General features: G+C 26.2%; 26 protein-coding genes. 14 read left to right on the top strand and 12 right to left on the bottom strand.

Annotated elements, in window-relative coordinates:
* Positions 1–26: 26 nt before the first annotated feature.
* Positions 27–812: a DUF4037 domain-containing protein gene (locus tag GQX97_RS07765; RefSeq protein ID WP_157151377.1), complete on the bottom strand. Its 786-nt coding sequence runs from the start codon at positions 810–812 to the stop codon at positions 27–29.
* A gap of 152 nt (positions 813–964) precedes the next feature.
* Between GQX97_RS07765 and GQX97_RS07770 the strand changes: the two genes are divergently transcribed.
* The 9 genes from GQX97_RS07770 to GQX97_RS07810 all read left to right on the top strand — a co-directional run bounded on the left by GQX97_RS07770 (position 965) and on the right by GQX97_RS07810 (position 7,394).
* The gene (locus GQX97_RS07770) at positions 965–1,717 is read left to right on the top strand and encodes a pyridoxine kinase (protein ID WP_157151378.1); all 753 of its coding nucleotides are present in this window, start codon (positions 965–967) and stop codon (positions 1,715–1,717) included.
* Positions 1,705–2,742 (top strand): hypothetical protein, encoded by a 1,038-nt coding sequence (locus tag GQX97_RS07775; protein ID WP_157151379.1) that lies wholly within the window; start codon positions 1,705–1,707, stop codon positions 2,740–2,742. Before GQX97_RS07770 ends, GQX97_RS07775 begins: the two co-directional genes overlap by 13 nt.
* Before the next feature lie 262 nt (positions 2,743–3,004).
* Positions 3,005–3,295: a Bor/Iss family lipoprotein gene (locus tag GQX97_RS07780; RefSeq protein ID WP_157151380.1), complete on the top strand. Its 291-nt coding sequence runs from the start codon at positions 3,005–3,007 to the stop codon at positions 3,293–3,295.
* 9 nt (positions 3,296–3,304) lie between these two features.
* Positions 3,305–3,871, top strand: coding sequence for a hypothetical protein (locus GQX97_RS07785; protein ID WP_157151381.1), 567 nt, complete (start codon positions 3,305–3,307; stop codon positions 3,869–3,871).
* Between the two features lie 287 nt (positions 3,872–4,158).
* Positions 4,159–4,575 carry a hypothetical protein gene (locus tag GQX97_RS07790; RefSeq protein WP_157151382.1) on the top strand — a complete coding sequence of 139 codons (417 nt, stop codon included), beginning with the start codon at positions 4,159–4,161 and terminating at the stop codon, positions 4,573–4,575.
* 129 nt (positions 4,576–4,704) lie between these two features.
* Complete coding sequence (locus GQX97_RS07795; RefSeq protein ID WP_157151383.1) at positions 4,705–5,121, top strand: hypothetical protein; 417 nt, start codon at positions 4,705–4,707, stop codon at positions 5,119–5,121.
* 273 nt (positions 5,122–5,394) lie between these two features.
* The gene (locus tag GQX97_RS07800) at positions 5,395–5,796 is read left to right on the top strand and encodes a hypothetical protein (protein ID WP_368666559.1); all 402 of its coding nucleotides are present in this window, start codon (positions 5,395–5,397) and stop codon (positions 5,794–5,796) included.
* Positions 5,797–5,940: 144 nt separating this feature from the next.
* Entirely contained in the window at positions 5,941–6,195 is a 255-nt protein-coding gene (locus tag GQX97_RS07805) for a hypothetical protein (protein ID WP_157151385.1), read from the top strand.
* 14 nt (positions 6,196–6,209) lie between these two features.
* Positions 6,210–7,394, top strand: a complete 1,185-nt coding sequence (locus GQX97_RS07810) for a PD-(D/E)XK nuclease family protein (RefSeq protein ID WP_157151386.1) — start codon at positions 6,210–6,212, stop codon at positions 7,392–7,394.
* Positions 7,395–7,431: 37 nt separating this feature from the next.
* Here the strand turns inward: GQX97_RS07810 and ligA are convergent, their stop codons facing one another.
* Together ligA and GQX97_RS07820 are read right to left on the bottom strand one after the other, a co-directional pair.
* Positions 7,432–9,423, bottom strand: a complete 1,992-nt coding sequence (gene ligA / locus GQX97_RS07815; RefSeq protein ID WP_157151758.1) for an NAD-dependent DNA ligase LigA — start codon at positions 9,421–9,423, stop codon at positions 7,432–7,434.
* Positions 9,424–10,016: 593 nt separating this feature from the next.
* Positions 10,017–11,582: a tetratricopeptide repeat protein gene (locus GQX97_RS07820; protein WP_157151387.1), complete on the bottom strand. Its 1,566-nt coding sequence runs from the start codon at positions 11,580–11,582 to the stop codon at positions 10,017–10,019.
* A gap of 412 nt (positions 11,583–11,994) precedes the next feature.
* On the opposite strand from GQX97_RS07820, the gene GQX97_RS07825 reads away from it, so the two are divergent.
* The 3 genes from GQX97_RS07825 to GQX97_RS07835 all read left to right on the top strand — a co-directional run bounded on the left by GQX97_RS07825 (position 11,995) and on the right by GQX97_RS07835 (position 14,787).
* A complete protein-coding gene (locus tag GQX97_RS07825) occupies positions 11,995–13,425 on the top strand; it encodes an AAA family ATPase (RefSeq protein WP_157151388.1) in 1,431 nt (476 codons plus the stop codon).
* Between the two features lie 17 nt (positions 13,426–13,442).
* A complete protein-coding gene (locus GQX97_RS07830; RefSeq protein WP_157151389.1) occupies positions 13,443–14,018 on the top strand; it encodes a hypothetical protein in 576 nt (191 codons plus the stop codon).
* A gap of 256 nt (positions 14,019–14,274) precedes the next feature.
* Positions 14,275–14,787 carry an adenine phosphoribosyltransferase gene (locus GQX97_RS07835; protein ID WP_157151390.1) on the top strand — a complete coding sequence of 171 codons (513 nt, stop codon included), beginning with the start codon at positions 14,275–14,277 and terminating at the stop codon, positions 14,785–14,787.
* Between the two features lie 95 nt (positions 14,788–14,882).
* On the opposite strand, the gene GQX97_RS07840 is transcribed toward GQX97_RS07835, so the two are convergent.
* Positions 14,883–16,484, bottom strand: coding sequence for a peptide ABC transporter substrate-binding protein (locus GQX97_RS07840; protein ID WP_157151391.1), 1,602 nt, complete (start codon positions 16,482–16,484; stop codon positions 14,883–14,885).
* A 331-nt stretch (positions 16,485–16,815) separates the two neighbouring features.
* Between GQX97_RS07840 and GQX97_RS07845 the strand changes: the two genes are divergently transcribed.
* Positions 16,816–17,352, top strand: coding sequence for a phenolic acid decarboxylase (locus GQX97_RS07845; protein WP_157151392.1), 537 nt, complete (start codon positions 16,816–16,818; stop codon positions 17,350–17,352).
* Between the two features lie 68 nt (positions 17,353–17,420).
* On the opposite strand, the gene GQX97_RS07850 is transcribed toward GQX97_RS07845, so the two are convergent.
* Positions 17,421–18,296 carry an EFR1 family ferrodoxin gene (locus tag GQX97_RS07850; protein WP_157151393.1) on the bottom strand — a complete coding sequence of 292 codons (876 nt, stop codon included), beginning with the start codon at positions 18,294–18,296 and terminating at the stop codon, positions 17,421–17,423.
* Positions 18,297–18,458: 162 nt separating this feature from the next.
* Between GQX97_RS07850 and GQX97_RS07855 the strand changes: the two genes are divergently transcribed.
* Positions 18,459–19,670 carry a peptidase M30 gene (locus tag GQX97_RS07855; protein WP_157151394.1) on the top strand — a complete coding sequence of 404 codons (1,212 nt, stop codon included), beginning with the start codon at positions 18,459–18,461 and terminating at the stop codon, positions 19,668–19,670.
* A gap of 69 nt (positions 19,671–19,739) precedes the next feature.
* Here GQX97_RS07855 and ptsP read toward each other — a convergent pair whose 3' ends face one another.
* From ptsP to GQX97_RS07890, 7 genes are all read right to left on the bottom strand, one after another.
* Positions 19,740–21,485, bottom strand: a complete 1,746-nt coding sequence (ptsP, locus tag GQX97_RS07860; RefSeq protein ID WP_157151395.1) for a phosphoenolpyruvate--protein phosphotransferase — start codon at positions 21,483–21,485, stop codon at positions 19,740–19,742.
* Between the two features lie 20 nt (positions 21,486–21,505).
* Positions 21,506–21,772: an HPr family phosphocarrier protein gene (locus GQX97_RS07865; RefSeq protein WP_157151396.1), complete on the bottom strand. Its 267-nt coding sequence runs from the start codon at positions 21,770–21,772 to the stop codon at positions 21,506–21,508.
* 128 nt (positions 21,773–21,900) lie between these two features.
* Positions 21,901–22,683, bottom strand: coding sequence for a type III pantothenate kinase (locus GQX97_RS07870; RefSeq protein WP_157151397.1), 783 nt, complete (start codon positions 22,681–22,683; stop codon positions 21,901–21,903).
* Positions 22,684–22,685: 2 nt separating this feature from the next.
* A complete protein-coding gene (locus tag GQX97_RS07875; RefSeq protein WP_157151398.1) occupies positions 22,686–24,080 on the bottom strand; it encodes a CCA tRNA nucleotidyltransferase in 1,395 nt (464 codons plus the stop codon).
* 581 nt (positions 24,081–24,661) lie between these two features.
* The gene (locus GQX97_RS07880; RefSeq protein WP_157151399.1) at positions 24,662–25,384 is read right to left on the bottom strand and encodes a DUF4241 domain-containing protein; all 723 of its coding nucleotides are present in this window, start codon (positions 25,382–25,384) and stop codon (positions 24,662–24,664) included.
* Positions 25,385–25,515: 131 nt separating this feature from the next.
* Positions 25,516–25,875 carry a DUF1667 domain-containing protein gene (locus GQX97_RS07885; protein ID WP_157151400.1) on the bottom strand — a complete coding sequence of 120 codons (360 nt, stop codon included), beginning with the start codon at positions 25,873–25,875 and terminating at the stop codon, positions 25,516–25,518.
* Positions 25,876–25,930: 55 nt separating this feature from the next.
* Positions 25,931–26,797 carry an arginase family protein gene (locus tag GQX97_RS07890; RefSeq protein WP_157151401.1) on the bottom strand — a complete coding sequence of 289 codons (867 nt, stop codon included), beginning with the start codon at positions 26,795–26,797 and terminating at the stop codon, positions 25,931–25,933.
* Positions 26,798–26,827 lie beyond the last annotated feature (30 nt).

Here is a 26,827-nt window from a genome sequence, read left to right on the forward strand (position 1 = left end):
AAATAATATATATCTATACTTTAAATTTAAAAAAGTTTTTTAATATTTCCAATAAGATTTTCTATTTTTTCTAAAATATTATTGTTATTTATAATATCTTCTATGTCTTTATCAAAATTATTAGGCAATTTCTTACATAATTTCTTAGCATAATCTATAAGTTTTTTCTCACCAACATGAAGCTCTTCATTTATAGCAAATAATATGTCAAAATATGATGCTAATATAGCACTTGTTCTATGATTAATACTAACAATATCGTTTCTTTTTATTGCATTTTTTAATTGTTCGTAGAATGATGCCGATTGTTTGAGATACATAACATTATAATTTTTTTCTATAATATTATCTTTAAGTTTTTTTGGATAATCTTTAGTCAGTTCTTTTTGAAGTGTTCTAAAATAATCATTACTTTCATAAAGTATTTTTGAGTTCTTTATATTATATAAAAATGCTGTAGTGTAACCTATTTTTGAATTGCATTTTCTCCATACATAATCAATTTCATTTTCTATATAAGAAATATCTCTATACATAAAATCTAAACAAATATTACTTTCTTTTAATATAATTTCATCACCATATTCAAAATAATTGTTTGCTAATTCATAATTCAGAGAATATTTTTTGGCAAATTTTTCTCTCATTTCTATATTTACTTTTTCTTTGGAATAAACATAAATATCATAATCTGACATACTATCATTAATTAAACTAGTTTTAGAGCCGGAAAGAACTATAGCATCTATATTATTTTTTTGCGTTGCATGTTCTATGTAATCATTTATTATTTGTTTTATATTATTATTCATATATAAATATCCTAATTTGTTTGTATATATTATAATATAATTTTTCTAAAAATATAATAAACCTATTACTAAAAATAATTATCTTATATATATGCGAATTTTACCGAATATAATAAACAGAATTATACTAAAAATATTATAGGATTGGTTTTGTGCTTTTGGGAAATGACGCTTACAACAAGTTTATCGAATACGTAGAAAACAATATTAATTTTGAGTTTCTATCTCATATACCGGGCTATGATAAAAGTTATGAAGTTCAAAGAGAATCTATTATTAAACTTATAAAAAAATCTAATAATAATGAGTCTTTTATAGATTATACAGCATATACTTATCAAACTCTAAAAAGCAATATAATAAAACAGATAGTACTTAGTCGTTTAAAAAATGAAAATGGTGAAGAGTATTCTTTTATTAATGATGATAAATTTAATCTTACAGATGATGAATTAGTTGATTATTTATCTGTACTTTTAATATTAAAAGATATAATGCATACGAGCTATATAGCGTATCTTCCTATTTATAATGAGTATAAGTATGATGTTAAAGAGTTTAGAGATAAAGCAAAGGAAATGATAGATAATTCTATTGATAATATATCTACTTTAGAGAATATTAATCCAATATTTATAGCAATAGCTGCAAAAAGTATATTGCCATATTCGATAAAGAATGATGAATTATCTTCTTCATCAAGGCTTATATCAATTTTGTTTAATATATCTAGGATAATATCATCATATCCATATGTTGAAGAAAATATGATAAATACTCAGCCTATATTTGTAAGTGCTATATATAATTTGGTAAATAATGCTTCATTTTTGGGATTAGATTATAATATGATTAAAAAATTGTATGATATAGTAAAAATAGGGGAAATAGAGTGGAAAAACTAATTAAACATAATATTAATTTTATAGCAGCGGCAATATCTTCTTTAACTATTATATCTATGTGTGCGTATATGATACTTGATATTAATAAATATGTAATGAATATATTAATTTGTGTAGAGTTTTTATGTTCATTTTATTTTGTATGTGTATTCTTCTATAATGTTAAAAAATATTCTAGGATAGAATTATTTTTTTATTTGGTTATTTATTTAATGCCTTTTATATTGTCTATATTGGGACTATTTTATGCTTTTAATTTCTTTTCGCTTGATAGAATATTTTTAAGAGAAAGTATAATTGCTTCTTTTTTAACTAGACTTTATCATGTAATATTTATTTTTTATATTGGTCATATAATATATTTTTTCTATTTATTTAGTATTGAAAATAACAATACTTTTTTCTCTCTTTTATCATCAAATTTTGTAGTATGTGTATCAATAGTAATTGCTTTTATATTTATAATATTATATAGCATTTTGAATTGGGCATTTGATGGAAAGATTTCTAGTTCTTATGCTAATATAAGAGATAATATTATATATGAGGCTCAAACTACTTTTTCATTAGAGTCTGAAAATATAGAGTATGAGGGATTTGCTAATACTTATGATGTGGCTTTGATATATTATGATAATGAGCTTAAATATCAGATAGATGATTGGAATAATTTTAAAAAGAAACATTTATTATTTGAAACAGCTATATATCAGGGAGAAGGTTTCTTTATACTTAGCAGCGGGAAAAAATTTACATATTCTTATTATATTTTTATTTTGGCGTATGTTATAGTTAATTCTTTGATTTTAGTATTTTCTATATTTTTCTTTAAGATATTTTTGGAGAAAAAATTTAATAGCTATATGAATATTATGATAAAAGGTTTTAAAGAAGATAGTTATATTTATGCAATAGATACAGATAAAATGGATAATACAGAAATAAAAGAACTTTCTGAGCTATATAATAAAAAATTATTAAGCTATAAGTATAGAGAAAGATATGTTAAGATGTTTACAAGGTAACTTCTCCGCACGTTGAATTGATTTAAAAATATAAGTTTATTTATAGAAATAATTTTATTTTTTATATAAATTCATTCAGCGTGCGGTTTTATTGACTATAAAAATAAATTATATTTTCTATTAATAAATATATTCATTAAAACTGAACAAAACTACACCCATGTTTTTATTTTGCTTTTATTCATTGACAAAATAGTTTATAGTGTTAAACTGAACATTGTTCATTTAGATGGGCAAATTTTATATATTAAGGAGTTTGTCAATGACAAAGATTATAGTTTTATTATTAGCTCTAAGCATATTTGCTATTTCATGTTCTTATCAGCATAGGCATTTAATAGGTGACGGACCTCAAAGCGGTGTTGAATTAACAAGAAAGCAATGGTATGCACTTTGGGGATTGGTTCCTGTTAATGATGTTAATGTAACAGAGTTGGCTGGCAATTCAGAAAATTATGAGGTCTATTCAAGAAGAAGTGCGGGTGATGTATTTATAAATCTTATCACAGGTTTAGTTAGTTTTACAAGCAGAACTGTTACTGTAACAAAATAAAAAGAGATTATGAAAATATTTTATTTTTTATTACTATTAATAATTTCATGCAGTCAAAATAATAATTATGATATATTCTCTAATAATAATATAAGATTTAAAAAATTAGATTTGGACAATAATATTTTATATAAAAATAAATATGATGTAACGAATGTAAATGCAAAACTTATTCCATTAAATAATTCTATAAAACTATCTGATGAAGAGAGAGATTACATAATAGAGACTACGGGATATGTAAAAGATTTATTTTTTGTAGAAAGTATTTTTTTGGAAGAAGAAAGTCAAACGAGCTGTTTAATAGGTTATATGAAAGCAGAAAATAATTCTTTAGAAAAACTTATAAACTACATAGAGAGTATTAAAAATAATATATCTAAAAATTATTTTAGTATTAATGGTAATAAAAATATACAATATAAAATAATATTAGAAAATACAATATTGTTTTTTTCTATATTTGAAGAGAAAAGGTCAAATTATCTCATATTAAGCTACACATTTCCAAAAGATAATGAATATATATCTATGGAGCAAGTAGCCAATTCAATTAATTCGGTAGAGTTTTATTAATTTAAAGAGGAGATTATTTAATAATTTCCTCTTTATTATAAGTTATTTTCAATAAATATTTCTATTGATAATTTTTAATATATCTTTCAATAATTTTCAATTTAATTATTAACCAAACAAGCAGTATTTTAAAATGGCTTGAAACCCTTGTTTTTGAGGGAGTGCGGAATTACAATAATAGTACGAATATAGACTTTATTTTACGCGGGCTTGAAACCCTAGTATATAGAAGGGAACATTTTTTAAGAATGTTTATAATAAAAATTAATTTTAAGGAGAGTTCATTTATGAACAAAAAAATCTTATCAATCATTTTTAGTTTATTTTTAGTAGGTGTATTTAGTATAAGCTGTTCCAGTAAAGAAGATCCAAAAGGCATAGAGCAGTATAATGGAAATATTTATGCTTCAGAAAGTAAAGATATTTTTGGCCGTTATTTGTGGCTACAAGTAAAAGGTAAGCAAATAGCTTTTGTTAGTCCTAGTGACAATACTTCTATGCCAGATTTTAGTGGTGAAACATATTTTGATGTGGAAGGTTCTGGCAGTTCATATACAGTTAAGATCCCTGATAGTGTTGGTATGCCAAAATTTACACTAGAATTTTCAGCTGATGGCTCTACTGTTAATGCTGAAATTACTTATCTTATAAACGATGGTACAGAACCACATAATGAAAAATATCAATGTGTTAAAAAAAATTAAAGTTGATTAACAAAAAAGGCTTTGCTTGAAGGTTTAAAAATTTTCAGGTGAAGTCTTTTGTTTTCAAATATTTTTATAGTAAACTATATGTAAAAATTATATAAAAATTAATTTTAAGGAGAGTTAATTATGAACAAAAAAAAATTATCAATCATTTTTAGTTTATTTTTAGTAGGTGTATTTAGTGTAAGCTGTTCCAATTCAGAGCAAACAGATCCCAAAGGCATAGAGCAGTATAATGGAAATACTTATGTATCAACAGGAACTTTTGCAGATCAACAATCTTCAGAAGTATATTTATGGGTATCAGTAAAAGATAATAAAGTTGGTATGGCTCCTAATGCTAATAATACAACAGCACCAGATTTTACTGGATCATATATGAGTGGTATAACAGGTTCTGGTTCTGATTATAGTTTTGATTCTGGTGATGGTATTGTAGCAGGTACTCTAAAATTTACTGATACTTCTGTAACAGTTAATTTTACAAAAAATACGGTAGTACCTTCTACAATAGGTCAAGATATAATTTGTAATAAAAAATAATAATCAATAAATATTTTTACTAAGAGGCTTTACTTGAAAGTTTTAAAAAAATTTTATGTGAAGCCTTTCATTTTTTAAATATGAAAAATTATTCTTGTGTTTAATTAAAAATATTATATACTATGCCAAATTTATTAATACATTCTAATATTATTGTGTTAATAGATTAAAAAAATATTACATCAAATATTATTTTTTAATAAAAAATTCAAGGATATTATTATGAATAAGAAAATTCTAACGATCTTTTTAAGCCTATTTCTAGTAGGCATCTTGTCAATAAGTTGTTCAAACGTTGAGCAAACAAATCCAAAAGGCATAGAGCAGTTTAACGGTAATTCTTATGTATCAACAGAAGCTTTTGATCTCACTTCTATTCAAGGTAGTTCTGCGGACTATTTATGGATATCAGTAAAAGATGGTAAAGCTGCTATGACCACTGATACTGATAATACTACAGTACCCACTATTGCTGACACACAGTACTTTAGTGTAACAGGTGGTGATACTGGTTATATTTTTTCGCTTCCTGATAGTAAAGGTACAGCTAATTCAGTTGTTGGGGTTTTGTACTTTGGCTTTGATGGTTCTATTGTAAAAGTTCGTTTTATGAAAAATACAGATGATATAGAAGGGGTAATGTTAGATAAAAATATAACTTGCAATAAAAAATAATCAATCATTAAAAAATTAAAAGGGCTTTACTTGAAAGTTTTAAAAAATTTCAGGTGAAGCCTTTATTTTGTCAAAAAATAAAAAATTATTCTAGTTTTAGTTTAACTTTAATATATAATTATAATAAAAATAAAGGAGTTTGTTATGTCTCAAAATTTTTACTGTGAATACTGCGGAGCTAAATATTCTTCAATAGCTTCACTTACTAATGGTTATTGTCTCAGGCATCCAAATGGCCCTAATAAAGGAAAGCATAAACTTTATGAGGGAGGAGAGAAGTCAGAATATTTCTGTAAGTATTGCGGAGCTAAAAATAAATCTTTACAGTCATTAACTAATGGTTATTGTCTCAAACATCCTAATGGTCCTAATAAGGGTAAGCATTCGCCTGCTTTATAATAGGGAGTTTATTAATGAATTATAGAATAGAAGATTTAAAAAATACTTGGCAATTTCCATTCAATAAATCTAAAGAAATCATAAAAGATATTTTTTCTATTATACAAAAATATGCTAAAGATGATATACTTAAGAAATATCGTGATTATATCAAGAAAAATACTTTTAAAGAAGATTATCCTTTTAATATATTTGAACTTATTTCTGATACATATTACAAAGAAAATTTTCATTCTGATATAATAGCAAAACTTTTAGAACATGAAACTGTATTAAAATATTTTCTTGATTTTATAGATGTTGATGCTTCTAAATATTTAAATAATAATTATTCAGTTGTAAGAGAAGAAAATAAAATTGATATTTTAATTAAAACTGATACAAATTGCATAATTATAGAAAACAAACTTAATTGGGCTAAAGATATGAAAGAGCAATTATCAAGATATTATAATGATTGTTTAAAAAATAATTTAGAACCTGAAGTAATATATTTATCTCCTAATACATTAAAACAGCCTACACCTCAAAGTATTGGAAATATACCAAAAGAAAAAATCAAAATCATATACGGATATGATGGAGAAGATGAAGATTTTTATACTAAAGTAATAGAAAACAGTTTAAATGATTTTATAAAAAATAATGAAGCTAAGGAATGGATATTATTAGCAGAGCATTATTTAAAAATATTAAGAGAAACAGGAGTAACTAAAATGGATAAATTAACACAAGATTTTTATAATGAAATAATAAATAATACTGATGAATACGAAAAAATAAAATTAATAGCGGATATGTATAATAATTTAATTGTAACTCGTATCAATAACTTAGTTTCAAAATTTCAAGGTGATAATTGGAAAAATGAATGTTTTTACAAAGATTTTGAAAGCAAGAAAAGAGGGCTTAATTATGCTATAGCGATATACTTGGATAATGATTATTATTGGTTCAATTTATTTTCAAGAGGTGAAGATACTGGAGATGATCCAAAATTAATAAAAAAATTGGAGCAGGATAATAAAGATATAAAGGCTTGGCTTAAAAAACATAATTTATTTGACGATACTTTTTATTTTGATGGCAGATGGTCAAAAGAATTTAAATTTCCACAGCAGGAAAAAGAATTATATGACTTTACTGAAAAAGTTATACAACTTCTAGAAAAAGAGGTTGAAAGTATATGCAGTAAATAATTACATATATAAAGAGCTGGTATTTTTTATACTGGCTCTATATATTAGCAAGCTTTATAAACTCATCTGCTTCCATTATCTCTACGCCTAAATCCTGAGCTTTTTTGAGTTTGCTTCCTGCTTTCTCGCCTACAATCAAAATATCTGTGTTTTTTGATACTGCAGATTGTACATTTGCTCCGAGCCTTTCTGCAGTTTCTTTTGCCGAAGTCCTTGTAAAACCTTCTATGGAACCTGTTATTACAACATTTTTTCCTGTGAGAGGCGATTCTACAGTTGTAAGTTTTTCAAATACAGGATTAACTCCTTCATTAATTAAATCTTCTATTAACTTTAATGACTTTTCATTGTTAAGAAAATCATAAATACTCTTAGCACTTATCTCGCCTATACCTTCAATATTTTGTAAATCTTCAATAGTAGCTTTTTTGAAATTGTCCACTGAAGTGAAATATTTAGCAAGTAAGTCTGCAGTAGTCTCTCCTACCTGACGCATTCCCAATGCATATATAAATCTTTTTAGAGTGGTATTTTTACTCTCTTCAATAGATTTTATCATATTGTCTGCCAACTTCTCTCCCATTCTCTCAAACTTAAATAAATCTTTTTTTGTTATTTTATAAATATCTGCAGGTGTTTTAACAAGCCCGCTTTTTGTAAATGCGGAAATCCATTCTTTGCCTATACCGTCTATATTCATAGCAGGTTTTGAAACAAAATATTCTATATATCTTGTAATCTTGCTTGGGCATTCATTATTTATGCATCGCACAATTACATCACCATCAGTTATAGCAGTATCTCCTCCGCAAACAGGGCATTTTTTAGGAAACTCAAAAACTTTACTCTCTGAAGGTCTTTTGTCTAATACAACTCTCACAATTTTTGGTATAACGTCCCCAGAACGTATAACTACAACAGTGTCCCCTATTCTTATATCTTTTGATTTTATTTCATTAGGGTTATGAAGCGTAACATTTGAAACAGTAACACCACCAACCTGAACAGGCTCTAACTTTGCAACAGGTGTTAATGCACCAGTACGTCCAACTTGTACTTCTATGTTTTTAAGTATTGTTTCTTTCTCTTCTGGTTTAAACTTAAATGCAACCGCAAATCTTGGAGCACGTGATAAGAATCCTAATTTCTCCTGATACTTAACATCATCAACCTTTATTACAAGACCGTCAATTTCATAATCCATTTTGCTTCTATTTTCTTGTATGCTGTAATAAGTTTCTAATACTTTTTTAGCTTCAATATTTGGATGTACTCCTTCAACTGTAAAGCCTAATTCTGATAAAAACTCCATTGATTTGTATTCATTAGTTAAATCAAAATCTTTATAATTTGCAATCTGATAGGCAAAGAATTTTAATCTTCTTTTTTTACTCTCTGCACTGTCTAATTGTCTTAATCCTCCAGCAGCAGCATTTCTAGCATTAGCAAAAGGTATCTCTTCAAGCTCCTCTCTCTCTTTGTTTAATGCTTCAAAATCCTTTTTTGTTATTAATGCCTCTCCGCGTACAATGAGTTTTTTTGTCTCTTTTATGTTTTTTGGAACATTGCTTATCATCTTAACATTATTAGTAACATTCTCACCAACTTGTCCGTCTCCTCTTGTGCTTGCAACTATGAGTTTTCCTTTTTCATATATTAACTCTAAAGCAAGTCCGTCAAATTTATTTTCAACAGTGTATTTTATATTACTTGCATTAAGTTCTTTTTGCATTCTATTGTCAAACTCTAAGAATTCCTCTTCGTTCATAACATTAGAAAGTGAGTACATTGCAATAGGGTGCTCAAACTTCTCAAACTTTTCAAGTATAGTGCCTCCTACTTTATTTGTGGGGCTGTCATCTTTTTTTAATGCTGGAAACTCTCTCTCAAGATTTTCTAATTCTCTAAAGAGTTTATCATATTCATAATCTTCTATTTCAGGGTTATCATCTGTATAATAAAGCTTATTATGGTAATTAATAGTTTTTGTTAATTGTTCAATTTTTTGTTTAGCTTCTTCTATATTCATCATGTCCCCTTAAATCATTTTAAAATTTATTGTAAAACAATTTTATTATAATATAAAATGGTTTGAATTCAATAGTTAAATTTCTAGGAGATAAATATGTTCTTAGATTTGCCTTCAACATTAAAAAAAGTAGCTTTTAAGCATATAAAAAAAATACAAATATTATTTTATATTAATACATATTCCAAACATACAAAGTTACAATACTTGCATTTTTTGCAACTTTTTGACGAAGTCCGCACAGCGAGAGCGACAAAAAAGTTGAATAAAAAACTTATATAAAAGATATAGTTATTTCAGAATATACTGAAAATTTTAACTTTATTTATTTTAGTTGTTTGCAGGGCCTTGCCCCGCACCCCACTTCTTTTGCGACCGAAGGGAGTGTCGGAGACGTGGCCCAAAGAAGCAAAAGGACTACATTGTTTAGCTTTAAATGTTGGTATTACAATATATTTTATACATATTCCAAACATACAAAGCTATAACATTTGTACTTTTTGCTATGGGAAAAAGTTGAATAAAAAAACTTATTATATATTTGAAAACTTTTAGGTTTATCATACAATAATCAATTTTTAATACAATTAAATTTATTTACTATAATCAATATCATTTCTATAACAAAACTCTATACCCACACTGTCATTTTCTTTTGCAAGCTTTATCAAGTACTTTTCCATTTTTGGTTTTAATTTATCATTAGATATTTTGTACGCTTTTTCAAAATTTTCTAAAGATTCAGATTTTAATTTTTTATATTCTTCATCTGAAATACTTCCTTTTTGAATGTTGGCAAGTATATTTTTAATATATCCTATACTGTTAAAAGTTTCTGGTATTTCTTTTCCTAATTCTTCAACTTTACAAAAATCTTTTAAGCAGTCATTATACATTTTAACTGCTTTTTTTATATTTCCGTTATATCTTTCAATATTAGCAAGTTTAGTTTTAGCATATCCTCTAGTGTCATATATTTCAGCATTATAATTAACTATTTTAATACCCTTACTACAATACTCTATAGATTCATTTAATAACTCTTTTGCTTTTGAAATATTATTATTTTTCAAGTCAATATTTGCTAATTTAATTTTACAGAAGCCTATTTGATTATAAGCATGTATATCACTTTTGTATGTTTCTATGCATTTACAAAAATCTTTAATCGCTTCCTCATATTGCTGTAAATTTATTTTAGCATCTGCTCTATTATAATAAGCATATAAATCATTATGATCTAATTCTATAGCCTTATCATAATCTTTTATAGCTTCCTCATACTGCTGTAAATTAAGTTTAGCATTTCCTCTACAAAAATAATCTAATGAATCATTATTATTTAATTCTATATCTTTATCATAATCTTTTATAGCTTCCTCATACTTCTGTAAATTAAATTTAGCAGTTCCTCTATAAAAATAAGCTAATGGATCATTATTATTTAATTCTATAGCTTTATCATAATCTTTTATAGCTTCTTCATACTGATACAAATCAGCTTTAGCTTTTCCTTTATAAAAATAAGCTAATGAATCATTATTATTTAATTCTATGGCTTTGTTATAATCTTTGATTGCTTCTTCATACTGATACAAATCTGCTTTAGCATTCCCTCTATTATTATAATATTCTGGATTGCTGCTGTCTAATTCTATGGCTTTATCATAATCTTTAACCGCTTCTTTATACTGTTGCAGCTCTGTTTTAGCAATTCCTCTGTTATAATAAGCATAAATATAATTAGGTTCTAACTCTATAGTTTTACTGTAATATACTATAGATTCTTTATATTTTCCTTCATCATAAAATTTAAGTGCCTTATCAAAATAATATCTTGAATCTTTTCCGGAGTCATTTTCTATTAATGAATTATTATTAATAAAATTATGTATATCTAAATCATTTTCAGTTCTTTTTAATGCCTGCTTTGCTTCTTTATAATTAGGATTTAATTCTATGGCTTTGTTTAAATTTCTTATAGCTTCCTCATATTGTTTTAAATGATTTTTATTTATTCCTATAAGATAATAAATTTTATAATTATCTTCTTGATAAAACAAAATTTTTTCAAGATATTCTATAGATAATTCAAAATTATTATTATCAAATGCTTCTTTAGATTTACCTAATAATTCTTTAATAATATCATCAGCCATATTTTAATATTCCTATATAATTTTAATTGTCATATTATATATAATTATAAAAATTATTAAATATTATTTTTATAGTTTTATGTATTGTGAGTCTGCTATAAATTTAAAAAAATTTTGGGCTGGCAGCTAAAATGGCAGTTTAAGTTGAAAATGAAAATTAAACTATAACACCAGAAAAAATAAAAAGCCTAGAGGGTGGGCAAGTGTAATTAAATTTTAAAACTTAATTTACATTCCCCGCCCTTTATTCTCTATAACTAACTTTTAAATTTTAATATCAACTATTTTTATAACTTAATTAGAATTTATTAGCACCCGCCCAAGCGTTATTTAAATTTAACATTTTCTTAACTGTTTTATTAAAAAATATGATATAATAATTTGAAATAATTTATTATTAAGGAATAAAATAATGTCATACTCAAAACTTACAGTAAAAAATTTTGGAAAGATTAGAGAGGCTGAAATAGAACTTTCCGATTTAGTTTTATTTATAGGTGATAATAATAGTGGTAAAAGTTATTTGATGACATTAATATATGGATTTGCAAATTATTCAGAAAAAATCACAAATATTTTATTTCAAGATAAGGATTTTTTATTTAATTTAAAAGAGTACAAAGATATAGAAAATATTATAAATAAGCATTTAGAATATAATAAAGAAAATTACTCTCAAATAATAAAAGCACATAATGATTATTTTATTAATGCTATTAAAAATCATAGTATATTCTGTGCTGAGCAGACACTAGATGAAAGATTTTTTTTATCATTAGAAGAATTAACATTGATTAATGATTTATTTAATTTACTTCTTAATAAATACAAAGAAAAAATATTACAGTTTATATTTAACGATATTGATAATTTAATTAATTTAGATGATATAAATTTAAATATATATAAACCTGATTTTAAAATTTTATTAGAACATAACAGAAAAATAACTATTTTATATAAAAATCATATGAATGATTTTCCAATATCTGGTAATATTCCAAATTTTAGTGCATTAGATATTATAATATATATTTTTTCTATCATGACAAAATATTTATTTAATATTTATTATGACAAAAAAATATTTTTACCAGCATCAAGAACAGGATTTTTTTTGTCTTATAAGGAATTAGCTAAACAATCTATAACTTCTGCATTTAACATTGAAAACAAAAAAATTAAAACTTTATTTCAAAAGCCTATTAGTGATTTTATAAATAATTTAATTGATTTATCAAAAGAGTATAAAGAGAATGAAGAATATACAGATATAATAAAAATATTTCATAATATGATTCAGGGAAATATTGAAGTTAATACTGAAACAGGAGGATATTATTATAAGCCTAATAATACAGATTTAAAAATACCTATGTATTTAAACTCAGCAGTAATTACAGAAATTGCACCATTATATTTATTTTTAAAATATGGTAAAGATATTGGAACTCTTATTATAGAAGAACCTGAAATGTCTTTGCATCTTAAACTTCAAAAACAAATGGCTAGAATAATTATTAATTTAGTAAATAAAAATATAAATCTCATGATATCAACTCATAGTGATACAATTTTAGAACATATAAATAATATGATTAAACTTAATTCTATAAATGATAAAGATAAACAAAATAATTTATTAAAAAAATATTCCTACAGTGAAAATGACATTATAGATATTGAAAAGATAAGAATATATCAATTTAATACAGATAAAGATAATATGACAAATATAATACAATTAAAGGGAAATAAAGAAACAGGTTTTTATATAGAAACTTTCCATGATTATATCAATAAAGCTTCAAATGAATATGATGAAATTATTGAGAATATTTAAAAAGGTATTTAATTGTTATGGAAAATTTTGAAAAACTTTATGATATTATTGATAATAACATGTGCAAATTTATTTTATTAAATAAAGATGATATTTTTAATATTAGAGATAAAAATTCTGAAATGGAAATAAATATTAAATTAACATCTAAATCTATATGTTCAAAAGATATAGAAGGAGAAAGGAAGTTTAACCATTTAAAAATAAAAAAATGTGCTGATGCAATTATTTTAAGAGCAAATCAAAATAATAATTTAGATTTGCATATAATAGAATTAAAAAAAGATATACATGATGATAAATTAAAAAAATTATCAGATCAATATTTTGGGGCTTATTTAAGAATAATGTGTGTTTTATTAAATCAGCTAAATATAGAGAATATTTATTTATATTTAATATATGATAAGTTATTAAATACAGAAAACATTGATAGTACAAATCAAAAGAAAAATATAATATATGATAGAGATTTATTTTATCAATGTAAAATATATAATTCTTTTCATTATCTTAATATATCATTTTTTAATTTAAAAATATTAAATATTATAAAATACAATTTACAAGATAATACAGACATAGTTATTTAAACTTAAAATATATACATCGCACGCAGAGTAAATATTTTAAATATATTATTGATTGATAAAATTAAATTTCTACTATCATTAAAAGCTAGTTCATCGTGCGTTAATTATATTGATAATATATTAAATATAAAATTAAAACAAATTCCAACAGCAACACCTGTGACTCCTAAACATTTGTTTTTTATTTTCTAATTGATTTTTTTATAAAACTTAATATAATAATATGCTGTGAGTTTAAAACAATTAGGAGTAATTTATGGATTTAAAAAATTACATAAGAAACATACAAGATTATCCTAAAGAAGGAATATTATTTAGAGATATCACAACCTTATTAAAAGATAAAGATGCTTTTAAGTTTGCAATAGACTCTATGGCTAAGCAAGTTGAAGATAAAAAAATAGATTATATAGTAGGAGCTGAGAGTAGGGGGTTTTTAATAGGTTCTGCTTTGGCTTATAGGTTAAACTGCGGTTTTGTACCTGTTAGAAAAAAAGGTAAATTGCCTTGCAAAACTATATCAGAAGAATATGCATTAGAATATGGCACAGATTCTTTATATATGCATGAAGATGCTATAAATAAAGGAGCAAATGTACTTATAGTAGATGATTTAATTGCTACAGGCGGCACTGCTTTGGCTATGATGAAAATGGTTGAAAGGCTTGGAGGCAATATAGTAGGCTCTTCTTTCTTAATAGAATTAAAAGAATTAAATGGAAGAAAAGATATAAGTAAATATCCTGTTAATGTTTTAATAGAATATTAAACTTTTTTATTTTAATTTTATTTAAAGAAATAAAGAATAGGAATTAGTATATAACTCCTATTCTTTTTTATTGCATATTTTTTTGTTTATAAATTTTATTTAGCTAATTTAGCATAATAGAACTTATGAGAGCCAAGAGGGTCAAATATCACGCCTGTTAACTTTTTGCTAATCATTATAGGATCAGTATAGAAATAAAGAGGAATTAACCCCATATCATTCATGAGTATATCTTCTGCCTCATGCATAGCTTTCATTCTCACATTTTGATCTATAGTAGACATAGCAAGTTTTAATTTATCATCATAATTTTTATTATAATAACCGCCATTGTTTTGTACACTATAGCTTAAAAATACACCAAGAAAACTCATAGGATCATTATAATCAGCTATCCAACCATGGCGAGCAATCATGTAGTTTTTATTTTGTCTAGTATCTTGGAAAGTAGCCCATTCTTCTTGAGCTATAGTAGAATCTATATTTAAATTTTCTTTCCACATCTGCTGAACCGCTTCAAATATCTGTATATGTTCACCAGAATTAGATTTAAACTCTATAACAGGAAATCCATCACCATTAGGATAACCAGCATCAGCAAGGAGCTTTTTTGCCTCTTCTACATTTTTTTTATAGTCTTCAGGTTTTATGCTATAATAATCTCCACCAACCTCTCTAAAATCCCCATCAACATCATTAACTCCGCTAGGTACCCAAGCACCCGCAGGCATTTGTCCGCCTCTTGTAACTTGTTCTACTAAGTAATTTCTGTCTATTGCTAAAGTTAAAGCTTTTCTTACTCTCACATCTTTTAATACACTATTTGTAATATTAATACAATAATAGTATGTACCTAAATATGGAGATATATGCATTAAACCTTCGCTTTGTAATGTTTCTATGTCTTGTAGAGGAGGATTATTTGCAAAATCTATAGAACCTTCTTTTATACCAGCAACAGCAGCAGTACCATTTTGCATAAGTATGAATACTAATTTTTCTGGTATAATATTTTCACTGTTCCAATAATTAGTATTTTTTACCATTACAAGTCTATCATCAGTTCTTCTTTCTACTAAAGTAAAAGGACCATTGCCTATATATGTGTCTGGTGAAAGAGTCCAGTTATCTTTATTTTCTTCTATTATATCTTTTCTAACAGGGTAGAATGTAGGAAAAGCGGCAAGCTCTAAAAAATAAGCAGTAGGTGCATTTAATGTAACTTCTAAAGTATTTTCATCTATTGCTTTAATACCCAAATCTTCAACAGGTTTTTTGCCAGAATTAATATCCATAGCATTTAATACAGGCTCAAATTGATAAGCATATTCAGAAGCTGTAATTGGATCAACAGCTCTCTGCCAAGAATAAACAAAGTCATCAGCTGTAATTTTTTTGCCGTCAGACCATTTAGCATTATCCCTTATATGAAATATATAAGTTAAACCATCTTCGCTTATATCCCAACTTTCTGCAACACCTGGTATTATTTTATTATCTTTATCTCTAGTAGCCAAACCTTCAAAAGCATGCTGAATATATATGCTTCCGTCAACTGTAGAGTTTAATGCAGGGTCTATAGTTTTTGGTTCTGGGCCTACATTAATATATATTGCTCCTTCATCTGCTTTATTTCCGCCGCAAGATATTGATACAATCATTAAAACAGATAAGAGTAATAAAGTTAAATGTTTCATAATTTTTTATTCTCCTATTTTTTGTATTGATGTTATTATATTTTGTATGATGATATTGTCAATTAATATTTATGAAATAATTTATTTTGTAGTATAGGTTTTATAAAGTAATTACATTTTTAAAATATATTGATTTTATCATGTTTTTTATAATACAAAATTAGTGTATACAAAAGTTAATTAAAACTATATTTTATAACATAATATAGTTTTTGTATTAAATTATAAATTAATTATTTTTACATAATAAAAAATTCATATTGACAAATTGAGTATTCCTATGTATTATTATACATGTAAATATAAACATGTTTATTAAGAGGTGATTTTTATGAGTAAAATATTTAAAGAACTTGATGATTTTTTGGGTACACATTTCATATACACATATGATAATGGATGGGAATATGAATGGTATGCAAAGAATGAAAATACTGTTGATTACCGTATTCATGGGGGAATGGTAGCAGGAAGATGGGTGAAAGACCAAAAAGCTAATATAGTAAAATTGACAGACGGAGTATTTAAAATTACTTGGACTGAGCCGACAGGAACAGATGTGGCATTAGATTTTATGCCTAATGAAAAAAAATTGCATGGAGTTATTTTCTTTCCAAAATGGGTTCATGAACATCCTGAAATTACAGTATGCTTTCAAAATGAACATATACCATTGATGGAAGAATCCAGAGAGAAATATGAAACTTATCCTAAATACGTTGTACCGGAGTTTGCTACTATAACTTATATTGGAAATGCTGGAAAAAATAATGAAGATGTTATATCTGAAGCTCCATACAAATCTATGACTGATGATATAAGAAATGGAAAATATTTTGACGAAAATTATAAAAGGAAAAATAAATAAGTTTTAGCCATTTAAAAAATAAAAACTGGTTCATAATTTATGTTCCAGTTTTTTTATTTTAAAGTATTTTATAATTGATTATTTTTGATTTTTTCTTCAGCATTTTTAAAATATCTGTCATAAGCTTTTTTACAATAATTTTCATGTTTGCTTTTTTGATTTGTTGTAGGGTTTTCAAATTTGTATGGTCCATTTACTTTCCAAGCTGTGAGAATACCTATATTAATTGCATCCACTGGGCATCTAAATGCACAGCTTGCACACATAACACATTTATTTTTAAATTTGATATTTCCATTATCATCATTATAAATATTATTAACAGGGCATTTTTTTACGCACAAATTACAATGAGTACATATGTTTTTTACTTTAAAAAGGTTTCCATTAACTTTCATAGCAGGATGCTCTATTCTAAAAAGAAAAGCAATAAATCTGCCAAACGGGAATTTTTTAAGAAATACTTTTTTATTTTCTAATATTTCTTTTAACTCTATAGCACATAATTGTTTAGCAGTTTTCCACATTTTTGCGGCCATTTCATCAGTATGCCTAAATACCAAATTATAAGGCATAACATAATGATACTCATTTGTAAGAATATATCCCTTTTTATTTAATCTAGCCATTAAAGGTTCTGATGATATATTGTTTATTGTTAATGGCTCTCCAGATGTTTTTAATATAAATATTTCTTTCTCTTTAGTTTGAGGGAATAATTTTATTAAATCAAAAATCGGATATGGGGCATTAAAACCATGAATAGGGTAGGCTAACCCAACATAATTATAATCATTTGGATTTGGTAAATTATCAAAATTATCTGTAACTTTGTACATAGTTATATCTATATTGTTTTCTTCAAAATTTTTTTTATATTCATTTACAACTTTTTCTGTATTGCCTGTGCCAGAAAAATAGTATATTATTGCATTTTTATTCATATTGTTATAAAAACCTTTATATATTTTTTATTTTATTAATTATAACAAAAAAATATAATATTTAAAGTTTAATTATTATTAAGTCTTTTATATATTTTGTTTGCTTGACTTTTGCTAATAAATAGTTAAAATATATATAAAGATTAGGATATACTTTATATTATGAATTTTAAATTAACTTTTATAACATTTTTCAGTTTAATTCTCATTTCTTGTTATAGTCCGTTTTATTCTATTGATACTAATGGTTTTTCTGTATACAGAGCATCATCGTCTGGAAGCGGATTATCTTCAGATTTTGTAAAGGCTTCTATTGTTAAAGAAACTGAAAATTTAATTATATATGTAGAAAAAAATGAAAGTTATAGTTCCAGCAGTTTAGATTTAGTGTGCGATGAGTTTGAGAAACATTATTCAAAAGAAAAATCAATTTACGGTAATCATACAGATGTGGATAATAATGGTAAGATAATTATTTTGTTTTTAGATTTAAATCCTGAATCTGGCAGCAGTTCCATACTTAATGGTTATTTTAATCCTGCAGACTTAATAGAAGGGCAGGGTAATAATGCTGATATGCTTTATATGGACTTAGGAGGTCTTAATAGTTATCCTGATTATATGGCTGGAACAATATTACATGAATTGCAGCATTTAATAAATTACAATGTTAACGTATTAAAAAATGGCAAAGAGATGGATGTATGGCTTAATGAGGCTTTATCAGAATCTACTTCTGTTTTATTTAATAACGCAACAGTTAATAGCAGAAATAAAGAATTTAACAATATAAATTATTATTGTTTTTATACTTGGGATTTACCTATAAATGTATTTGCTAATTATCCTTCTGCTTCTGTTTTTATGAATTGGCTTTATGTTAAAAGTGATTATAATGAGAATGTATTTAAAAATATTGCTGCCTTCAAAGATACTTCATCATATAATAGAGTTTTATCTCAAGTAACTTCTATTTCAGCTACTTGGGATGAATTATTGCTTCAATGGATAGCTGATGTTAATAGTGGTATTGTAACAGGGGCTAAAATTAATAAAATTAATAATAATTATATTAATACATCTATACCTTTATATCCGGGTGCTTTATTGGCTTTTGAGGCATCTAGTATAGTAAATGTTGACACTAGTAATTCTCTTTTGAAAACTAAACAAAATAATAAGGCTTTGATATTATTGAATAGTGATACATATATAGGAAGTAATCCTACTTCTATCAATATTGCATTAACTTCTATTAGCAGCAGTTCTATTTTAAGAAGTGCTAAATCATCAGCACAAACTAATTCTTATTTGGAAGTGATAAGTAATACTAAGCCTAAATATAGAAATATATTATTAAATAAAATAAATTGATAAATACTGATTAATAAAAAAGGAGCTTCAATTAATATTAAAGCTCCTTTTAATTTTTTCTTAAATTCATTAATAACTTATAGTTTCGCCTCTTTCATGCATTTCTAAGAATCTAAGCAACTCAGCTTTTACCTCTTCTGCAGTAGATAAAGTGAGAACTCTCTTAGCAAGCATAGCACATTCACTTTTGTCTAAAGATATAATCATTTTCTTAACTTCAGGCACAGATATAGCTGACATAGAAAATACATCAAGTCCTAAACCAAATAGTAAAGGCACAGCAAGTAAATCTCCAGCAAGCTCTCCGCACATTGATATAATAATACCATTAGCATGAGCTCCATCTATAGCCATTTTTATAGCAATAAGCACAGAAGGGTTATAAGGGTCACATATAGAAGCTATTTTCTCATTACCTCTATCAGAAGCTAAAGTATATTGAGTTAAGTCATTTGTACCTATAGAGAAGAAATCAGCTTCTCTAGCAAAAGCTTCAGCTCTAAATACTACAGAAGGAGTCTCTATCATCATTCCAAGCTCTAAAGCTTCATTGAAAGCTATGTTTTCTTTCATAAGTTCTAATTTACATTCATTAAATATATTTTTAGCCTTTCTCAATTCTTCTATAGATACAATCATAGGAAGCATTACTTTAATTTTTCCAAAAGCAGAAGCTCTAAGTAAAGCCCTAAATTGAGTTTTTATAATAGCAGGCCTATCTAAACATATTCTTAAAGCTCTCCACCCCAAAGCAGGGTTTTCCTCTTTCGGCATCTCCAAATAAGGTAAATATTTATCTCCGCCAATATCCATAGTTCTTATTGTAACAGTATGTCCGCTCATAGCTTCAGCAACTTCTTTATATGCTTTAAATTGCTCATCTTCTGTAGGGAAGTTTGTATTTTCCATAAAAAGAAATTCTGTTCTATAAAGTCCAATACCATCAGCACCGTTTTTTAATACACCGCCTAAATCAGCAGGAGAACCAATATTAGCATAAACTCTTATTTTTGTTCCATCTTTAGATATAGCATCTCTATGGGCATATTCTTTTAATAGAGCTCTTTTTTTATCAAATTCTTCTTTTAATTTTTCACACTCTTCTATAGATTGCTCAGTTGGATTTATAATTACCCCGCCTGTATTTCCATTTAATATAATAATATCTTCGTTTTTTATATCATTTATTATTTCACCAATACCAACAACAGCAGGAATCTCTAATGATCTAGCCATAATAGAAGTATGCGAAGTACGTCCGCCTATTTCTGTAATGAAACCTAATGTATTATCTAAATCTAAATTAGCAGTGTCTGATGGTGTTAAATCTCTTGCTACAACTATTGAGTTCTCAGGAAGAGCAGATAAATCTAAAATTTTCTCGCCTCTAATATTTCTTATCCATCTTTCTGCTATATCAGTTAAATCATTAACTCTTTCTCTTAAATATTCATCTTCCACTTCAGATAAAATTTGTTTATATATTTCTATTCCTTTTGATAAAGCATAATCAGCTGCAACTTTATCATCACTAATAATATTATTTACTTCTTCTAATAAATCCTCATCCTCAAGTAAAGTAATATGTGCATCAAATATAACAGCCTTATCTTCAGAAACTTTTTTTGATGCTATTTCTTTTATCTTTTCGAGCTGTTCTCTTGTTTTGTTTCTAGCCTCAAGGAGTTTGATTTTTTCTTGCTCTGGATCTTTACATGGACATTTATTAAGCTCTATTTTCTTAGGGTTAAATATATAAATTTTACCTATTGCTATACCGGGAGATACCCCAATACCAGTTATTCTTTTTTCCATAATTTGTTATCCAAATAATATTAATCTTTTAAATTAGCTAAAAACTCTTCTATTTTTTTCAAAGCTTCTTCTTCATTTTCTCCATCACAATATACAGTTAAAATAGAACCTTTCTTTACACCAAGAGATAACACTTTTAAAAGTGATGAGGCATTAACTTTTTTTCCTGCTTCATTTTCTATTTCTACTTTACAGTTAGTTAAAGTTTTTATAAATGTAACGAATTCATTACCAGGCCTAGCATGAAGACCTGTTTCATTTTGTATAGTAACTTGTCCTTTAGTCATATATACTCCTTTTTACATTATTCTATATTAAAGTATAGCAGTTTTTTCTATTTTGTCAAATAATAAGTATTTTAGTACAAAAAAGATATTATATTTATATATAATAGACGAATATTATAACATAAAAATTATTTTCTTCCATAACTGGTATCTATCATATTAAAATATATTCCCTGTAATACCAAGTATGGGTATATTTTACATTTTAACAGTTTTAAATTTGATATACCGCCTGTAAGAAATATTTTGCTTTTTATATTATATTGTTCTTTTATTGCTTTTTTTATCTCTGAAGCACCATAGTTTACGGCACCTATTGTATTATAAATAGAACCTGCTACTAAAGCATTTTCAACATTATTATTAATAGGATTTGGAAGATCAGTGATTTCTCCTATTTGAAAATATGGCAAAGAGGTTTTTCTTGATAAGGCAAAAGAACTAGTTTTAGTGCCCGGCATAATCATTCCGCCTAAAAATACAAAATCTGAAAGCATAATACTTATAGTGGTAGCTGTACCCATATCTATAACAATAGAAGCATATTTGTTTTCTTCATTAAAGCCCTCTAAACATATTGAAGCATAGGTTGAAAGTATTCTATCTATACCAACAGAATCTTTTGGCTCATACATATTATCTTTTAATTGTATATCTTTGTGTGTAACTCTATATACATCTTTTTTTAATATGTCTTTAACTGATGAAACAAACATATCATTTACTTTAAAAGATACACTGCTGTAAAAAGCTTTATCTATTTTGCCATCAAAATTTTCTTTTATCTCTCTTAAAGTTTTAAATAACCCCAAAGCATTATGTTCATTGGCATTAAAATATATTGGATTATGGTCATCATCAAATATAGCTGATTTTATTCTAGTATTTCCAATATCTCCTATTAAGTACATCGCTAAGCCTCATTATTAATATTATTGCTTTCTAAAAAATTCTTAGTTTTCTCTATTAAAATATCTTTTTCATTTAATTCTGGTTCATCTAATATTAAGTCTAAAAGATAATTAAGTATTTTACCTATCATAGGTCCTTGTTTTAAATTAAACTCTTTAATTAAATCATTTCCGTCAATTTTTAAGTCTTTTACAGTGATAGCATTTTCTGCTTCTATGATTTTATCTATTCTAGCTAAAAGTTTTGGTATTGCTTTGCTTTCTTTATCTTTTCTATTACCGCTTCCAATCCTATCTGCTTCCCTTAGTTTTAATAAAGGCTTAATGTTTTCAACTCCCACAGCACGCATAAATCTTCTAACAGCTCCATCAGTCCACTCATCTTGATAATAAAACATATGCTGTCTTACTAAAAGTGAAACAAACTCTATTTCAGCATTAGAATATTTTAGTCTTTTCATTATTTTTTTAGCAACAGAAGAGCCCACAACCTCATGATTATAATAAACAGGATCTTCTTGCTTTGATACTTTCTTTTGAACCATAGGCTTAGCAATATCATGAAATAATGCTGCAAGTCGCACCAATAAAGTTAATTGATCATTTTCTAATGGTTCTACGGCTTGTATGGTATGAAGTATATGATAATAAACATCATATTTGTGGAATTTATTTTGATTAACTCCAAAGCCTTGCATTAATTCAGGTAATATTAAAGGAAGAATACCTGTTTTTCTAAGAAGTTCTATACCTCTAAAAGGATTATCTGATAAAAGTATTCCGTTAAACTCTTCTCTAATTCTTTCAGCTGCAATAGAGGCTAGCATACCAGTAGAATGACATATAGCTTCAAAAGTTTCTTTCTCTATTTCAAAATTGAGTTTTGTAGCAAATCTAATAGCCCTCATTATTCTAAGGCCGTCTTCGGTAAATCTTTCGTAGGGGTTGCCCACAGAACGTACAACTTTTCTTTTTATGTCTTTCATGCCGTCAAACATATCTATCAATGTGCCGTCTAATACATTATAGGCCATAGCATTTATAGTTAAATCTCTTCTTGGCAAATCTTCTTCTATGCTTGATGCATATTCCACTTTATCTGGGTGCCTTCCATCGCTGTAGTTTCCATCACTTCTAAAAGTAGTGATTTCTACATGCATGTCTTCTATTATTACTAATACTGTTCCATGTTTTATACCTGTTGGAACGGTGTATTTAAACATTCTTTGCACGTCTTCTGGTTTTGCATCTGTGGTGATGTCATATTCATGAGGCGTTATTCCCATTATAGAGTCTCTAACGGCACCTCCTACAAGAAAGCATTTGAAGCCTTCTATATGTAATATTCTCGCTATTTCTTTTACTGCATGCGGTATGTTTGTAAATATTTTTTTCACTAATTGCTATCCAACTTTTTACTTTTTATTCTTTATAGTATATACAATTTTTATCTTATTACAAATTTATAAACTAATAAAACGAAATCATTATATTGATAAAATGATAAAAGTCAAATATGTATTAATAAAAAATTATTTATTAACTTCAATATTTATATCAGCAACTATACTAACAAAAGCCGAATTATTAGATTTTTTAGTTTTCCCAAAGTATTAATTAAATTTATAACTTCTACAAACGCATGCAGAGTAAAGCTAAAAATATTGATTTATTTGTAATTCAAATTTTGATTATATTATTAATTTAGTTTACCGTGCGTGAAATTCATTTTTTATCTAATAAAAGCTTTATGGTCTGAAATGTATAATTAAGTTATTAGTATATTTAATATTTGAATTAAAAAATCATTATAAATAATGAAGGCTGGGTATGTAATCAAAGTTTTAAAACTTAAATTACATTTGCCCGCCCCTTATATTCAAAGTTTTTATCTGTAATATAAACTTTAATTTTCCTTGTTACAGAATTAGATTTTTTATCTGCCCGCACAAGATTTTTTTAAATTTAAAACTTACAATTATTCTTCATCATCACTATTCAAATCTATAAATAATGTGTATAATGCACATATATTATCATTTTCATCATAAGCAAAATAGGAAGGATAATAACCATCACCATAACCGCTTGTAAATAATACTATATTAGAATCGCTTTCACCTACATTCCAATTAAGCCAATCGCCATATTTAGATTGATATTTTGGATTCTTTTTTGCATTATCTTCTAATAAATCAGAAAATAAATCATCGTATCTGTTGTCAAAATCTTCGCCTTTTTCTTCTTTAAGTTTATTTTCGTATTCAAAATATTTTTTAGCTGCATCATAATCGCAAAAACAACCCATACCAGCATCTACTGGATATCCAAAAAACTCTCCTTCTTCTACTTCAGATAAATCCTCTTCGCCTATAACAGCAAGTTCATATCTTTTAGGTTTATTATTAGAGAAAGAAATTTTAGCTATAGAAATTCTCTCTTCATCTTTTATTATAAGAAGCGAAACTTTATATTTATCAGGCTTTACAGTTTGAATGAATGGATATACTTCATTCTCATATAAATATGCTAAAGGATCACAGGCAATTATTTTTCCTGATGATAAATTAACTTCTCCTATATCTAATATATCAAGTTCTATATCATTAAATTTTTTATCACTAAAAGGCTTATCCAAATCAAAACTAGGTATAAGAAGATGTTTTACTTTTTCAAATTGTTCTTTAAAATTTTTATCCATATACTGCTCCAAATAGTTATTATTATAATGACAATATACTATAAAAAATAAATAAAAACAAATAAAAAAGGCACTCTATATAATAGAACACCTTTTTATAAGAATTTTAATGAACAGTATTCAATAATTAATTAAACGGCCTCGATATTTCTAGTAGCAACTATACTAACACCAGCTGCATTCTCTACAACAATATCACCTATATGAATAGGTGCTTTCACTTCTACAGTTTTTAAAGCTTCAAGACATTCATTAATTTTTGATTTGTCTATAGGCTCTTTAGTTTTTACAGGAAGCATTCTTAATTTTCCGTTTTTTACTTTTACTATAGAAGTAACCATTCTCACAGGACGAACAACTTCATCTCTAGCATAAGTGTCGCCTCTTTTGCAAGTGTTTCCGCTTACAGTTAAAACATTACTTCCCTCTAATTCTACAGACAAAGCACAGCCCATAGGGCAGCATATACAAGTTAATTCTTTTTTTTCCATAATTAATTACTTCCTTATATATTTTTTTTAATTATTTTTCTATATTATTTTATAGTTACTTAAATAAGTCTAAATCTTCCATCATATTTTTTAACATTATCTCAACTCTTGGCATATGTTCTGCTATAGTAAATCCAACAATATCTTTTTCTTTTGCAATATCATTTATTATTTTTATTACTTCGTTTATCTTCATTCCATTTGGAGAAACACCAACAGCAGCTATTATCTCATTAGGCTCAAGCACATCCAAATCAAAATGTATTAAAACTTTAGAAGCATTACATTTCTTAAGCCACTTTATTATATTTTCACTTGAAGCTTCTTGAGGAGCAAAATGGGGTATGCTGTATTCTTCTTGACGTTTTTTTATCTCATCTCTCTCCCAATCTCTAAGTCCTACAAATAATATTTTGTCAGCTGAAATTTTGCTTGTAAGTATAGAGCTTATCTCTTTATCAACATTACCCATACAGCTACTTACAGCCATAGCATGATATCCTGCATAGGTATTATCTTCTGGCAAAGTGATATCAGGGTGAGCATCTATCCAAATTAAAGCAGCATCATTATCATATTTTTTATTTAAATATGTGAAAGGCACTACACTTACAGAACATTCTCCTCCAAAAGTTATTATTTTATCAGGATTATTTTTATTTAAAATATCCAATGCATTTTTAGTTTGAGATATTATAAAATCATAATCCATAATGCCGTTTTTTATTTCTCTGTTTTTTATATCCAAAGAAACAGGAACTTCTAAAGTTTTATGATTATCATTTTGAGGAGCAAGTATGCTGAGCAGTTTCGCACCAATATAATAACCTCTTGAAGAATCTTCAGGTTTTAGTTCAGGTATCCAATGAGAAATAATACCGCCCTGCCACTGCGGATAAATTAATCTTATAGTTTTACTCATATGTAAATAACCTCTTTTTGATATTTTTAA

Source organism: Brachyspira sp. SAP_772, assembly GCF_009755885.1.
In the GTDB taxonomy this organism is placed as follows: domain Bacteria; phylum Spirochaetota; class Brachyspiria; order Brachyspirales; family Brachyspiraceae; genus Brachyspira.